Genomic DNA, 15,576 nt, shown 5'->3' with positions numbered 1-15,576 from the left:
CGAAAAAGACCTACTATCCAGTAGTCAATCCGACTGTACTAGTCCTTTTTAAGCTTATCTATGGTATAATAGGAGATAGATTTATCAATTGGAGTATGAAGGATTTTATGATTAAACTTGTAGCAACAGATATGGACGGAACCTTTCTAGACGGAGAGGGTCGGTTTGATATGAAACGCCTCAAAAACTTGCTTGTTTCCTACAAGGAAAAGGGGATTTATTTTGCTGTGGCTTCGGGTCGCGGTATCTTGTCTCTAAAAAAGCTTTTTGCAGACGTTCGAGATGAAGTGATTTTTATAGCTGAAAATGGTAGCTATGTTGAGTTTCATGGAGAAAATATGTACGAGGCTACTATGTCTCGGGACTTTTACTTGAGCACTTTTGAAGCTTTAAAGAAATCACCCTATTTTGATGAAAGAAAAATGCTCCTGACTGGGAAAAAAGCTTGTTATGTATTGGATACTGTAGATGAGACCTATCTGATGTTTAGCCGTCACTACAATGAAAATATTCAAAAAGTAGCGAGTTTGGAAGATATCACGGATGAGATTTTTAAATTCACCACGAACTTTACAGAAGATACGATAGAAGCTGGAGAGGCCTGGGTCAACGAAAACGTTTCTGGTGTGAAAGCCATGACAACAGGTTTTGAATCCATCGATATTGTCTTGGATTACGTTGATAAGGGTGTGGCTATTGTTGAGCTAGCCAAAAAACTTGGTCTAACCATGGATCAGGTCATGGCGTTTGGAGATAATCTCAATGACCTTCACATGATGCAGGTTGTCGGTCACCCAATCGCTCCAGAAAACGCGCGACCAGAGATTTTAGAATTAGCAGAGACAGTGATTGGCCACCATAAGGACCAGTCAGTCATGGCTTATATGGAGGGCTTGTAATGGCAGATATTAAATTGATTGCACTTGATTTGGATGGTACCTTACTGACAACGGATAAAAAGCTGACAGATCGAACTAAGGCAGTGTTAAAAGCTGCGCGTGATCGTGGCATCAAGGTTGTACTGACAACAGGACGTCCTCTGAAGGCTATGGATTTCTTTCTCAAGGAGTTGGGAACAGATGGACAGGAGGATGAGTATACTATCACCTTTAATGGAGGACTTGTTCAGAAAAATACGGGAGAGATTCTCGATAAAACAGTCTTTTCAATCGATGATGTGGCACGATTGTACGAGGAAACTGAAAAACTAGGTTTGCCATTAGATGCTATTTCAGAAGGAACAGTCTATCAAATCCAGTCGGACCAAGAAAGTCTCTATGCTAAGTTCAACCCAGCTCTGACTTTCGTGCCAGTCGCTTTTGAAGAGCTATCTAGTCAGATAACTTATAATAAATGCGTGACTGCCTTCCCCCAAGAACCCTTGGACGCGGCCATGCAAAAGATTTCTCCAGACTTATTTGACCAATATGAAATCTTCAAATCGCGTGAAATGCTATTGGAATGGTCACCGAAAAACGTCCACAAGGCAACAGGTTTAGCGAAATTAATTAGACACCTAGGCATCGACCAAAGTCAAGTTATGGCTTGTGGTGACGAGGCCAATGACCTTTCCATGATTGAGTGGGCAGGTCTGGGAGTTGCCATGCAAAATGCAGTTCCAGCGGTTAAGGAAGTTGCCAATGTGATTACCCCGATGACCAACGACGAGGATGCCGTTGCTTGGGCGATTGAAGAATATGTGCTAAAGGAGAGTTAAAAAATGGGATTATTTGACCGTTTATTCGGAAAAAAAGAAGAGCCGAAAATCGAGGATATTGTAAAAGAAGCTCTGGAAAATATTGATTTGTCAGAAGAAGTTGAAGAAAATCAAACGGCTATCGAAGAAACAAGTCAGGAAGAGACAGCAAGGGACAAAGTGGAAGAAACACTTGCTCAAGAAGAAATTCCACAGGTCACGACAGATGAGGCCATTGAACCAGAAGTAGTCGAGGAAATGGCTCAAGAAGAGGTTGAGCTAGAGCAATTCCAAAAGGCAGAAGAAGTTTTAGAAGAAGAGAATCAAGAAACTGTAGAAACTGAAGAAGAATTCGCGTCTGAAGTAGAAGAAGAACTTCCTCAGGTTGAAGAAACTGTTCAGGAAAAATATGACCGCAGTCTCAAGAAAACCCGTACGGGATTCGGAGCTCGTTTGAATGCCTTCTTTGCCAACTTCCGCTCTGTCGATGAGGACTTCTTCGAAGAATTGGAAGAGCTGCTCATCATGAGTGATGTCGGTGTGCAGGTTGCTTCGAACTTAACAGAAGAGCTTCGCTATGAAGCTAAATTAGAAAACGCTAAGAAGCCTGACGCACTTCGTCGTGTCATTATCGAGAAATTGGTTGAACTCTATGAGAAGGATGGCAACTACGATGAAAGTATCCACTTCCAAGATGGTTTGACAGTCATGCTCTTTGTTGGTGTTAATGGTGTTGGGAAAACAACTTCTATCGGGAAATTGGCTCACCGCTACAAACAAGCTGGCAAGAAAGTCATGTTGGTTGCTGCAGATACCTTCCGTGCTGGAGCCGTTGCCCAGCTAGCAGAATGGGGCCGTCGTGTTGATGTTCCTGTTGTGACGGGGCCTGAAAAAGCTGATCCTGCTAGTGTTGTCTTTGATGGGATGGAACGTGCTGTAGCAGAAGGAATTGATATTCTCATGATTGATACAGCAGGTCGTCTGCAAAACAAAGACAACCTTATGGCCGAGTTGGAAAAGATTGGTCGTATTATCAAACGTGTCGTTCCAGAGGCGCCACATGAAACCTTCCTAGCACTCGATGCGTCAACTGGACAGAATGCCTTGGTACAAGCCAAAGAATTTTCGAAAATTACCCCTGTTACTGGTATTGTATTGACAAAAATTGACGGAACTGCCCGAGGTGGTGTTGTTCTGGCTATCCGCGAAGAACTCAATATCCCAGTGAAATTAATTGGTTTCGGTGAAAAAATCGATGATATCGGGGAATTTAACTCAGAAAACTTTATGAAAGGTCTTTTAGAGGGCTTGATTTAATACAAAATAAATATCCTGCAAGTCAATCTTGCAGGATATTTTTGCTATTCTAAACGGCCATCTTCACGATAGGCGATATCTGGTTGCCAGGTCCATTTGGCTCCATACTTTTCAAGTAAGTCAAAGCTTGCTTGAGGTCCCATGCTTCCAGCTTTATAATCGTAGAGTGGAGCTCCATTTTGAGCCCAGAGCTCTTCGATACGGTCAATCAATTTCCAAGAAGCACTTACTTCATCCCAGTGGCTAAAATTGGTTGAGTTGTTGTTCAAGACATCGTAGATTAGCTTTTCGTATGGATCTGGCGAAGCCCCAGTAGCGGTAGCATCTGTACGGTAATCCAGAGAGCTTGGTGCCAAGTTAAATTCCTCACCGACTTGTTTACCATTGAGGCTGAGAGAGAATCCCTCTGTTGGCTGGATATAGATGGTTAAGATATTTGGTGCCAATGGTTCTCCAAAGATAGAGTCCATTTGCTTAAAGACGATATTGACGTGAGTTCCTTTTTCTGTCAGGCGTTTCCCTGTTCGGAAGAAGAAGGGAACACCACGGAAGCGATCACTGTCTACAAAGAAGGCACCAGATGCAAAGGTTTCTGTTGTAGACTCAGGGTTAACGTTTGGCTCGCTACGGTAGGAAATGTATTTCTTACCATCAATCTTTCCAGAACGGTATTGCCCACGGATAAAGTGTTCTTTTAATTCTTCTTCGCTTGGTTGGTGAAGGTTTTTAAATACTTTAATCTTCTCAGCACGAATCTCATCTTTTGTAAAGCTAGCGGGCTTGTCCATTGCTAGAAGAGATAAGAGCTGGAGAGTGTGGTTTTGAACCATGTCACGGAGGGCACCAGATTCATCATAGTAGCCACCACGTTCCTCAACTCCTAGGCGCTCAGCAAAGGTAATCTGCACATTATCAATGTGCTCACGGTTCCATACATTTTCAAAGATCATGTTGGCAAAACGAACAGCAAAGATACTTTGAATCATTTCTTTCCCCAAGTAATGGTCGATACGGTAGATCTGTTCTTCATCAAATGTTGCTAGAAGATCCTCATTCAGCTTACTTGCAGTTTCATAGTCTGTACCAAAAGGTTTCTCAACAATCAAGCGCTCAAAACCTTTGCCGTCAACAATGTTTTCAGACTTGAGGTGTTTGGCAATGGTACCAAAGAATTGAGGAGCCATTGATAGAAAGAAGAGTTTGTTGTGGTCCGTTTGGTATTTCTCATCAAGCTCAGCCTGTAATTCGCGTAAAGCGATGTAATTATCAGTATCATTAACATCATGACTTTGATAGTAGAAATGACTAGCAAACTCTTGGGCTTGCTCGGTACTATCTGCCAAATCAAGGATGGACTCAACAACAACTGATTCGAAATATTCTTTACTCCAAGGTCTACGAGCTGTTCCGATAACTGCGAAATGCTCAGAAAGATTGCCTGATTTATAGAGTCTAAAAAGGGAAGGGTAGAGTTTGCGTTTAGCTAAATCTCCACTCGCACCGAAAATTGTAACAATAACCTTTGATGACATCTAGCTACCTAATTTCTAATTTTATTCCTAGTCGGGCTAGGGATGAGATTTCCTCATTTTCATAGTCTTTATTTTATCATAATTTTCAAAAAAATCAAAAAATCCAATACGCAATTAAAAAACTGTAAGGATTTCCTTACAGTTTCGTTTTATACGTTTAGGACCTTGTCCAAGAACTCTTTCAGACGAGGGTGTTGTGGGTTATCAAAGATTTGATCTGGTGTTCCATCTTCCAGGAATTCACCATCAGCCGTAAAGATAACACGATTGGCTACCTGACGTGCAAATCCCATCTCATGAGTTACGATGATCATGGTCATACCTTGCTCCGCCAATTCCTTCATAACGTTTAGTACATCTCCAACCATCTCGGGGTCGAGGGCAGAAGTTGGCTCATCAAAGAGCATGATATCAGGATTCATGGCAAGTCCACGTGCAATAGCTACACGCTGTTTCTGACCACCTGAAAGGCTATCTGGATTAGCCTTAGCTTTATCTGCTAGTCCAACCTTTTCAAGCAGCTCCATCCCCAATTTTTCAGCTTCTTCTTTGGTCATTCGTTTGTGTTCAATAGGTGCAAAAGTGATATTTTCTAGGACGGACATGTGAGGAAAGAGATTGAAGTGTTGGAAAACCATTCCTACGTTCTCACGAACATGGTCGACATTGGTCGATTTTTCAGTCAAATCATAACCATTCACAGTGATGTGACCGCTCGTTACCTCCTCGAGAAGGTTAAGGCTGCGAAGGAAGGTTGATTTACCAGAACCTGAAGGACCGATAATACAGACAACATCTCCTTCATAGAATTTAGTAGTAATGCCTTTTAAAACTTCGTTTTTTCCATAATACTTATGCAAATCATTTACATCAATTTTAAGTTTTGCCATTAACGAATCCTCTTTTCTAAGCGTTTCGCTAGTCTAGTCAAAAGCGTGATAATTACAAGATAGAAGATAGCAAGGATTGCATACATCTTGAAACTTTGGTAGTTACGGGCGATGATGATCTTACCAGTTTGGAAAAGTTCCACCAGACCGATAGCAGATACGATGGTTGTATCTTTAAGAGCAATAACGAATTGGTTAACGAAGTTTGGCAACATCAATTTAGTTGCTTGTGGCAAGATAATCTTACGCATGGTTTTTCCATAAGAGATACCCAAGCTTCTGCTGGCTTCCATTTGCCCAACTGGAACAGCTTGAATCCCACCACGAACGATTTCAGCGATATAAGCTGCCGCATTAAGTGAGAGGGCGATGGTGCCAGCTACAAAGTCGTTAATTGGACTTTGATGGCCTGTAATGGACTCGATGAAGTTTGGAATCCCCCAGAAGATGAAGGCAGCAAGAATCATCAATGGAATACCACGAATAACGTCAACAAAAATCTCAGAGATCAGACGAAGAGATTTGTATGGGCTAACGCTAAACATACCAAAGATAATCCCGATGACAATGGCGATTGCAAATGAGATAAGAGCTAGAGCAAGAGTGATTCCAAGTCCGCTAAGGAGTTGTTTGTAGTTGTTTTGAAGCAAGCCCCAGATGGTTGTTTCGTCAACCGTACTTGTAGAGTTAGATGATGTTTCGCTAGCTAGATACTTGTCAAGAATCTTTTGGAATTCTCCGTTAGCTTTGAGGTTCGCAAGTCCGTTATTGAACATCTGGATCAATTCTGGATTTGTACTTTTTTTAACCGCAAAGGCTGTTTCACCGATTGGAGTTCCAGCGATTGGCGTTTTCAATTTTTGACCTTGGCTGATAGAATATTTGAGAACTGGCTCATCATCCATCACGGCATCAATAGAGCCAGTGTTCAGACTGTCATACATAGATGCGCCATCTGCAAAGGTTTTAATCTTATAGCCGTATTTGCTTTGATTTTCAGTAAGGAACGTTTGAGAAGCAGTTCCGTTTTTAACACCGACAGTTTTATCCTTGAGGTCTTCATAAGAAGCAATTGTGCTTGATTCTTTCACACCGAGAATCGTATTTGCTGTGTAGTATGATTCTGAGAAGTCGAAGGTTTCCTTACGAGCATCTGTTACAGACATACCAGCAATGATACCATCTGCTTGTCCAGCTTGAACAGCACTAATGGCTGCGTCAAATCCTGGGTTGGTAATCTCAATTTCAAAACCTTGATCTTTGGCAATGGCCTTGATGAGGTCCATATCAATACCGGTGTATTGATTGCTTGAATTTTGAAAGACGAATGGGGCGAAAGATGAGTCGCTGGCAATAATGTACTTGCTTTTCACAGGAGTAGCTTTTTGTCCAGCAGCAGTAGTTGTTGTTGGGCTTGCCGTAGTTTTAGAAGCCGTCCACTTTTGGATGATTTGCTCCAAGCTACCATCTTTCTTCATTTGTGCTAGGGCTTCGTTAAACTCGGTAACCAAGTGTTCATACTTGCTCCCTTTCTTGACACCAAAGGCAAAGCTTCCAACAGCCTCACCATCCATATTGATGCTGAGATCTTGTCCTTGGTTAATCGCATACTCAATAACAGGTTTATCGTCCATGATGGCATTCACAGCACCAGCACTTAGACTGTTATTCATCAAATCACTTGTATCAAAGGTTTTAATAGAGAAGCCGTACTTATCTTTGATACTTTCGAGGAAACGTTGAGCGGCAGTTCCGTTCTTAACACCAACTGTTTTCCCGCTGAGTTCCTCATATTTGGTGATTTTATTTGCCTTTGTGGTAGCAATGACAACTTTTGTATCATAATAGGTATCAGACATGGTAAAGACATTTTCACGTTCTTTTGTTTTTGTCATACCTGCCATAATGGCATCTGCTTGACCTGACTGTACTGCATTTACAGCTGCATCAAAGCCAGGATAAGACATTTGGATGTTCCATCCTTTGATTTCTGCGACTTTATTGATAATATCAACATCAATTCCTTTATAGGTTTGATCTGAATCTTTAAACTCAAAAGGCGCGTAAGCTGTATCAGACACAATCTTAACAGTATCAGCTTTTACCATACCTAGTGAGAAAATGGGAAATAAAATGAGCAAATATGCTAGTATTTTTTTCTTCATTTTTAGTCTCCTTTTCCGAATATTTTCTCATTATATCAGAAAATGGATGAAAAGGCAAATTTTTATATTTTTGTGTCAGAAAATATAACATCTATATTTTCTTTTTCTTCTTGAATTGCTACTATAAAATGATATAATAATAGCATGTAATAGAAGAAATGAGGGTAGGAACATGAAGAATAAAAGAATATTTAAAGACTTCCAATCTTCCCAAATGAGTTTAAATATTTACACAAGTCCTTTGTTAGCCTTTGTTTTTGTCTTTATAGGAGAGTTTGTTGCATATACTTTGTATGGTATTAGCTTGTTAGCTCTCATCGGACTTGCTAGAAATTTTGGAGAGGCTGGTCAAAATCTTGCAACTTACTTGCAAACCTTGCAGCAGAGCTTGACGGATAAAACAAGTGACTTTCGTTTAATTTTAGCATTGCTGTCCTTTGGTTTTATTCTCAACACTGTGTTCAGATGGACTAAAAAAGTTGAGAAAAGATCTATTAGAACCTTGGGATTTTATAGAGAAAATTTCCTTAGCAGTCTTCTGAAAGGATTTGGCCTAGGTTTGGCACTTTTTCTTCTGACCTTGTTAGGTTTGGTGGTCTTGGGGCAATATCGTTTGGAATCCATTCGCTTGAATCCTTATTCGCTTACTTTTGTCGTCTTTACTATCCCCTTTTGGATTTTACAGGGGACAGCAGAAGAAGTGGTGTCCCGTGCTTGGCTTCTTCCACAATTGGCCTCAAGAACCAATCTAAAACTTGCTGTTGTCATATCTAGCATATTCTTTACCCTGCTTCATGTGGGAAATTCTGGTCTAACACCTCTATCTCTAGTGAATCTCTTCTTATTCGGAGTTGCCATGGCTCTTTACCTTCTCAAAACTGATACAGTTTGGGGGGTTGCAGGTATTCATGGAGCTTGGAATTTTGCTCAGGGCAATATTTTTGGCATTTTAGTTAGCGGTCAACCGTCAGGAACGTCTCTGATGACCTTTTTACCACAAGGCGATCAAGGCTGGCTATCAGGAGGCTCTTTTGGGATTGAAGGTTCTATCATGACAAGTTTAGTCTTGTTACTTCTGATTGTCTATCTCGCTAATCAATTAAAGAAAGAAAATGAAAGGATGTGACTTAGGTCCGTCCTTTTCTTCGTGAAAATGCTATAAGTATGCTAAAATAGGAATAGCACATGGAGAGAGGATTCTTATGATCAATCGAATTACAGATAATAAATTTAAACTAGTATCAAAATACGAACCTTCAGGAGATCAACCCCAGGCAATTGAGCAGTTGGTTGATAATATCGAGGGTGGAGAAAAGGCTCAGATTCTGATGGGGGCGACGGGTACAGGGAAGACCTATACCATGAGTCAGGTCATTTCCAAAGTCAATAAGCCAACTTTGGTCATTGCGCATAACAAAACCCTAGCTGGTCAGCTCTACGGAGAGTTCAAGGAATTTTTCCCTGAAAATGCTGTTGAGTACTTTGTGTCTTATTATGATTATTACCAACCCGAGGCTTATGTTCCTTCGAGCGATACCTATATTGAAAAGGACAGTTCTGTTAATGACGAGATTGACAAGCTCCGCCACTCAGCGACTTCAGCCCTTCTGGAGCGTAATGATGTCATCGTTGTGGCTTCTGTCTCTTGTATCTATGGTTTAGGTTCGCCTAAGGAATACTCTGATAGCGTGGTTAGTCTCCGTCCAGGTCTTGAGATTTCTCGTGATAAACTCTTGAATGACTTGGTTGATATCCAGTTTGAACGTAATGATATTGATTTTCAACGCGGAAGATTTCGTGTACGTGGGGATGTGGTAGAGATTTTCCCAGCTTCACGTGATGAACACGCTTTTCGAGTAGAGTTTTTCGGGGATGAGATTGACCGTATCCGTGAGGTTGAGGCTTTGACAGGTCAGGTATTGGGAGAAGTGGATCATTTGGCGATTTTCCCCGCCACTCACTTTGTGACCAATGACGACCACATGGAAGTTGCTATTGCCAAGATTCAGGCGGAGTTGGAGGAGCAGTTAGCTGTTTTTGAAAAGGAAGGCAAACTGCTAGAAGCCCAGCGTTTGAAACAGCGGACAGAGTATGATATTGAGATGTTACGTGAGATGGGTTATACAAATGGGGTTGAGAACTACTCTCGTCACATGGATGGTCGTAGCGAAGGAGAGCCTCCTTATACGCTTCTCGACTTCTTCCCAGATGATTTCTTGATCATGATTGATGAAAGTCACATGACCATGGGGCAGATCAAGGGCATGTACAATGGAGACCGTTCGCGTAAGGAAATGTTAGTAAATTATGGTTTTCGTTTGCCGTCTGCCTTGGACAATCGTCCTCTCCGTCGGGAGGAGTTTGAAAGCCATGTGCATCAGATTGTTTACGTTTCAGCGACACCTGGTGACTATGAAAATGAACAGACCGAGACAGTGATTGAACAAATCATTCGTCCAACAGGACTATTGGATCCAGAGGTGGAAGTCCGTCCGACTATGGGACAGATTGATGACCTCCTAGGTGAAATCAATGCCCGTGTTGAAAAGAATGAACGAACCTTTATCACAACCTTGACCAAGAAGATGGCAGAAGACTTGACCGACTACTTCAAAGAAATGGGCATCAAAGTCAAGTACATGCACTCGGATATCAAGACCTTGGAACGGACAGAGATTATACGTGACCTACGCTTGGGTGTTTTTGATGTCTTGGTTGGAATCAACTTGCTCCGTGAAGGGATTGACGTACCTGAAGTAAGTTTGGTTGCTATTCTAGATGCTGACAAGGAAGGTTTCCTTCGTAACGAACGTGGATTGATTCAGACCATTGGACGTGCTGCCCGTAATAGCGAAGGGCATGTCATCATGTATGCGGACACGATGACCCAGTCTATGCAACGTGCCATTGATGAAACAGCCCGCCGTCGGAAAATCCAGATGGCTTATAATGAAGAGCATGGTATCGTACCTCAAACCATTAAGAAAGAAATCCGTGACCTGATTGCCGTAACCAAGGCAGTTGCCAAGGAAGAGGACAAGGAAGTCGATATCAATAGTCTCAATAAACAAGAACGCAAAGAACTCGTCAAGAAACTCGAAAAACAAATGCAAGAAGCCGTCGAAGTGCTTGACTTTGAACTGGCAGCTCAGATTCGTGATATGATGTTAGAAGTGAAGGCGTTGGATTGATAATAAGTATAAAGAAATAGAAATATATAGAAAGACATAATATGACAGCAAAAAAAACTAAACACATAGGCATTGAATGTTGTAGAATTTTAGCTATGTTGATGATTTGCAATTTACATGTTTTGGGTATGGGTGGAATTTTAGAAAAAGTTGATAGTCAAAAAGATCTTTACTATATTTTTGCCAATTTTTTAGAAGCTTTCTCATATTCAGCTGTAAATATTTATATTTTAATCAGTGGGTATGTCGGTCTGTATTCACAATTTAGTTATAAAAAAATGTTTAGTTTTTGGGTACAGATTATTTTCTATACTATTTCAATTACTTTTGTATTTGCTATTTTTTCAAAATCATCTGTCAACTTAATTGATTGGTTTTCAGCTTTAACTCCAATAAGTCATGGACAGTATTGGTATATGAGTTGCTATTTTGGTTTAGTCTTAATAGCACCATTTTTGAATCAAGCAGTGCTGACATTGAAAAAAGAACAATTGCTTCCAATTGTTAGTGGAGCATTTATATACTTTTCTGTCATACCCACGTTATTTAAACAAGATATTCTGGGCTTGTGGGGTGGATATAGTGTATTATGGATGATCCTCTTGTACATTTTAGGAGCAATAATTAGAAAATCAAATTACGAAAGTCGTTTTCAAATACGTAATGTTAGTGGATTGATTTTATTTCTAACTAGTTTAACTTTTATATTGTGCTGGCTTGGTTTTGAACAGTGGAGAAGTTATATTTCTCCGACGGTCACACTGCAAGGAATAGCAATCTTTTTACTATTCTTGAATATTAAAAATCTTCCTTTAGCTTTTAAGAGACTTGTTCTTTTAGTATCTCCACTAACTTTGGGGATTTATCTGTTTCATGTACATCCTCTTATTTTTAGAAGAATTATACCAAACATCTATACTTTAGTTGGAGAACAAGAATTTTTCATGTTTGTCATTATTATTCTAGTTATGACACTGATCCTATTTTTTTCTGGTGCTATTATTGAGTATTTTAGAAATAAATTAATGGCGTATATTCTTACTTCAATCAAGAGTTTTAAAAATCTTAAACAGACTTAAAACTTTATTGTTTTATTAAAAATAGGAGTAAGAGAGACTAAATTATACAATGTATTGAGAACTTAAGGTTTACTGAGATTATCCGTGACCTGATCACTGTAACTAAGGCAGTCGCCAAGGAAGAGGACAAGGAAGTCGATAAACAAGAACGCAAAGAACTCGTCAAGAAACTGGAAAAACAAATGCAAGAAGCCGTCGAAGTGCTTGATTTTGAACTTGCCGCCCAGATTCGGGATATGATGTTGGAAGTCAAGGCGTTGGGGTAGGTTTTAGAAGGAGATGAAATGGAAAAGTTAAATTATTTTACTGGTGAATTTAGTGAATCCGAATTAAAGAATCATTTTTACTTGTTGGACGAGAATAAACTGAGATACGAACTTGAAAACTTTACTAATCAATATTTGAATTTATCCGAAGAAGAACAATTAGATTATGTTGAAGCTATTATAGATATTTGTTATTTTCTCCATAAACAAATTGATAAATCTATCCAGAAGAAGATTTTAGAGGCCATAAATAAAATACTATCAAAAAAACCACAAGTATATCATTGGATTGAAATCTTTAACTATTTCTCTATTCTTTGTTTATATTTAGTTGAAACCGAAAGATATGAAGAATATTCTAAACTATTTGAAAATGATAGTTATTTCTTTAAAATCCTTGATTTAATATTAAAAGAAAATCTAGAGGATGGAGAATACTTTATTTCGGACTTACTTTTAGTTTTTGTTCAACTATTTGAACAGGAAAGTTTACCAGAAGAAAAAAGAAGTTATTTTAAAAGTAAATTAGAACCGTTCATCAACTTTATATTTGAAAATAATGTTTCTGGAATTACTTTATATTGGTATTTCAAATTAAATGAGCTTGTTTCAATTTTTCAAAATAAACACTTGAAAATGATAAATGACTATTATATGGAGAATCCTCAAGATGTTTTTATTGATGACTACTTAGATTTTATATCAAGGAATTTTGATGATATAATTGAAGAATCAATTGATGTTGTTCGAAAGATAGTAGAAGAAAATGATTCGGATATCATCCGCAACCAAGCTATTAAGTTAATTAAGAAGTATGATAATGATGATTTGAATGAGCAAAGTGATTCAGAATTTATCCTGTCATTAGACGCTGATCAGCTTTTAGAACAAGCGGACAAGATTATATACTGTATACGTTCTAAATTGATAGTTGATGCAAATGAGTTGAAAGAAATTGGTTCCTTTGGACATTATACTAAGATTGACACATTAACAAATCATCTTATAAAAGCTGACTGGAAAGATGACAATAAAAATGAAAATGATTCTAAAGTAAAAACTCCCTTTTTACGACTGACCAATCTAAAACAGTTAAATGACCCGATGGAAGGAAGAGTAATATATGATTATTTGGGTATAGATAATACTTTTTTCCAACAATACCAAACTTCCAATGTTTTTATATCTTCTCTAACCACGGTATCTGATAGTTTGCCTATGTGGAAGGAATATGCAGATTCATCTCAAGGCGCCTTCCTTGAATATGATCTATCTTATCTTGAAGATATAGTTGCACATAAATACATTGAGTTTGTTAAAATTCACTATTTAGATTTGAACTCAGATAATACAGAAGAACCAGATGTCGATAAACCTCTTTCTAAGTTAAAACAAATTTTTGAAAAATTGAAAGAGCTAGAAGCTGAAGAAGAATTAAAAAGTCTTGCTGAGAAATTGAAGAAGATTTCTTACCTTTTTAAAGTTAAAGACTATGAGTATGAAATGGAGTATCGTATTTTAATTAATTTAGATGATACAGCTATACAAAATATAATTAAAAGAGATGCTAATGATTCATCAAATGAGAAGTACTTTAAGAAAGAAGAAATTGGGTTAGAAGTTTTTGATAAAGTTAACTATAATGATTTCAGAAAGTACATTGTATTAAGCTCGAAAGATAATGGCAGATATGATTTATTTGTATACATCAATTTACTTCCCTTGAAATACTCAAAAGTTATTCTAGGACCAAAGGTTACGGATGCAGACTATATTGCTCCTTATCTCAAACTTGCCAATCCTGATATAGAGATAGAAAGTTCGAAGATCCCTTATCGTTCAGTATAGGAAAAATTAAAGCTTCAAAGAAATTTTAATCTTTTTATTAATAAGGAGAAGCTAGTAATGAAAAGAAAGTTACTTTTAATTTTCTGTATTATAAATATTGTCCCTTTATTCTTTATTCTACGTTTTGCCTTCCTTATCTTTACAACAACTTATGATATTTTTCCTGAAGCAAATCAAGCGGAGGTAGAGACAGCAGTAAGGAGAACCCTTGATTTGTATGGTTTTAAAGGAGATATGAAGGTTACGAAGTTTTCTAGAGATAAATGGACTTCTGAAAAATACAAAATTGAATACAATTATAGTGAAGAGGTTGATGGAAGTAGAGTCACTGTGAATCATGCCTTGTTTTATCGTCCAAAGTCCTCAAAATACAATCCCCAAAAGACTGATGAAGAACTAGCCTATGATGGGACTACGAAAACCATGATACAAGAATTTTCAGACATGGCTCATAAACTAATCAATCAGCATCCTGTCAGTGTTTCTAACAAAGAGAAGGTAGAGAGTTTTTTTAAGCAATATGAAAATCCAAATCTAGAATATGTGAATAGTTACTGGAGTGTCGATACTGAATCTGAAAATATCCAAGACTATTATGTCCTCATCGAAAAGAACCGTAAGGAAGGGAAAGCTTTTCAAGGTTTATATGATCTCCCTATTGATGAATTCTTGGAAAAAGAAATGATTAAAGGATACATCATCTATCGCGACATTGTTTTAGAAGAGGGTGAGAAAGATTATTTTGATAGCGAAGGCGGACTGACAGGATTTATTTCAAATGGGATAGATAATGCCGAGTTGCCAGATGCCTTTTATGAGGTTTCTTACTACTATGGTGCTAAAGGATATCGTTCAGGTAGTAGTGTCCCTTTAAAGATTCAAAACCATAAGATGCTCTATTATGGAAGTAATTTTAACTAAAAATTTTATATGTAATAATTTGTGTTAAAATAATAGACGAGATAATTTAAAAGTGATGGATATTAGTCATTAGTTAGTAGTTTGAATTTAAAGGAGAAATAAATAGTGAAAAATTCAAGTACTTTTAACAAGCTTATTTATACTGTCCTATATTCCTTACTGATAGCATTTGTTATCGCTCATTTCATATTATGGTCATTTGGTTTATCATTTACGCCGATTATTTGGGATATTTGGCTCTTTCTCCTGATTTTAACTTTCTATATTCGCTTTTTGAGGTCCTTTGCAATTCTTGATCTTCTATTTGGGATATTTGGACTGAAATTTATTCCCATAGCGTGGAATACAAAGCTTTTTGTTCCAATTATCCTCTCTATTTCGCATATTTTTATTTACTTTTTAAAGAGGAAATATCGCTTCCTTGAAGGAGTGCGCAGTGCGATTTGTAGTTTTTATATTTGGTTATTTGTAATTGTCGTTTTCGCCTTTATTCCAAATCCTCCTGTTCCAATCACTATTGATTATGAAGTTAGAGGACAAGAAATTGTCATAACAAGAGGATATTTGCTTCATGATGTATACTATTATCATGAGCTGATTAATCCCTTCATCATGAAATCTGATATTAAGTCTGAAAAAGTTATATAACAACTTAGAAAGTGAGTAAATTT

At 38.1% G+C, this 15,576-nt stretch carries 12 protein-coding genes and 1 pseudogene; 10 read left to right on the top strand and 3 right to left on the bottom strand.

Annotated elements, in window-relative coordinates:
- Positions 1-107 precede the first annotated feature (107 nt).
- The 3 genes from M1F97_RS03615 to ftsY are packed head-to-tail and all read left to right on the top strand — an operon-like array spanning position 108 to position 3,013.
- Positions 108-899 carry a Cof-type HAD-IIB family hydrolase gene (locus M1F97_RS03615; RefSeq protein WP_247944224.1) on the top strand — a complete coding sequence of 264 codons (792 nt, stop codon included), beginning with the start codon at positions 108-110 and terminating at the stop codon, positions 897-899.
- Entirely contained in the window at positions 899-1,717 is an 819-nt protein-coding gene (locus M1F97_RS03610) for a Cof-type HAD-IIB family hydrolase (protein WP_247944223.1), read from the top strand. Before M1F97_RS03615 ends, M1F97_RS03610 begins: the two co-directional genes overlap by 1 nt.
- 3 nt (positions 1,718-1,720) lie before the next feature.
- Positions 1,721-3,013 carry a signal recognition particle-docking protein FtsY gene (ftsY, locus tag M1F97_RS03605; protein ID WP_247944222.1) on the top strand — a complete coding sequence of 431 codons (1,293 nt, stop codon included), beginning with the start codon at positions 1,721-1,723 and terminating at the stop codon, positions 3,011-3,013.
- 44 nt (positions 3,014-3,057) lie between these two features.
- On the opposite strand, the gene zwf is transcribed toward ftsY, so the two are convergent.
- The 3 genes from zwf to M1F97_RS03590 all read right to left on the bottom strand — a co-directional run bounded on the left by zwf (position 3,058) and on the right by M1F97_RS03590 (position 7,600).
- Positions 3,058-4,545 carry a glucose-6-phosphate dehydrogenase gene (zwf, locus tag M1F97_RS03600; RefSeq protein WP_247944221.1) on the bottom strand — a complete coding sequence of 496 codons (1,488 nt, stop codon included), beginning with the start codon at positions 4,543-4,545 and terminating at the stop codon, positions 3,058-3,060.
- Positions 4,546-4,694: 149 nt separating this feature from the next.
- Positions 4,695-5,435, bottom strand: coding sequence for an amino acid ABC transporter ATP-binding protein (locus M1F97_RS03595; protein ID WP_001096336.1), 741 nt, complete (start codon positions 5,433-5,435; stop codon positions 4,695-4,697).
- Complete coding sequence (locus M1F97_RS03590; protein ID WP_125448329.1) at positions 5,435-7,600, bottom strand: ABC transporter substrate-binding protein/permease; 2,166 nt, start codon at positions 7,598-7,600, stop codon at positions 5,435-5,437. Before M1F97_RS03590 ends, M1F97_RS03595 begins: the two co-directional genes overlap by 1 nt.
- Positions 7,601-7,772: 172 nt before the next feature.
- On the opposite strand from M1F97_RS03590, the gene M1F97_RS03585 reads away from it, so the two are divergent.
- The 7 genes and pseudogenes from M1F97_RS03585 to M1F97_RS03560 all read left to right on the top strand — a co-directional run bounded on the left by M1F97_RS03585 (position 7,773) and on the right by M1F97_RS03560 (position 15,553).
- Positions 7,773-8,726 (top strand): CPBP family intramembrane glutamic endopeptidase, encoded by a 954-nt coding sequence (locus M1F97_RS03585; RefSeq protein ID WP_125448330.1) that lies wholly within the window; start codon positions 7,773-7,775, stop codon positions 8,724-8,726.
- Positions 8,727-8,802: 76 nt separating this feature from the next.
- On the top strand, positions 8,803-10,791 hold the full coding sequence (uvrB, locus tag M1F97_RS03580) for an excinuclease ABC subunit UvrB (RefSeq protein WP_045591229.1): 1,989 nt from the start codon (positions 8,803-8,805) through the stop codon (positions 10,789-10,791).
- A gap of 41 nt (positions 10,792-10,832) precedes the next feature.
- Entirely contained in the window at positions 10,833-11,870 is a 1,038-nt protein-coding gene (locus tag M1F97_RS03575; protein WP_247944220.1) for an acyltransferase, read from the top strand.
- Between the two features lie 80 nt (positions 11,871-11,950).
- A pseudogene (locus tag M1F97_RS09145) lies at positions 11,951-12,136 on the top strand (UvrB/UvrC motif-containing protein); the annotation flags it as partial.
- 18 nt (positions 12,137-12,154) lie between these two features.
- Entirely contained in the window at positions 12,155-13,984 is a 1,830-nt protein-coding gene (locus tag M1F97_RS03570) for a DUF2971 domain-containing protein (RefSeq protein WP_247944219.1), read from the top strand.
- A gap of 57 nt (positions 13,985-14,041) precedes the next feature.
- Positions 14,042-14,905 carry a hypothetical protein gene (locus tag M1F97_RS03565; protein ID WP_247944218.1) on the top strand — a complete coding sequence of 288 codons (864 nt, stop codon included), beginning with the start codon at positions 14,042-14,044 and terminating at the stop codon, positions 14,903-14,905.
- A gap of 105 nt (positions 14,906-15,010) precedes the next feature.
- On the top strand, positions 15,011-15,553 hold the full coding sequence (locus tag M1F97_RS03560; protein WP_247944217.1) for a hypothetical protein: 543 nt from the start codon (positions 15,011-15,013) through the stop codon (positions 15,551-15,553).
- Positions 15,554-15,576 lie beyond the last annotated feature (23 nt).

The sequence above is a fragment of the Streptococcus oralis genome, assembly GCF_023110435.1.
Lineage (GTDB): Bacteria > Bacillota > Bacilli > Lactobacillales > Streptococcaceae > Streptococcus > Streptococcus oralis_CF.
Note: the sequence above shows the minus strand (reverse complement) of the source record. Positions and strands in the feature narration are given on the sequence as shown.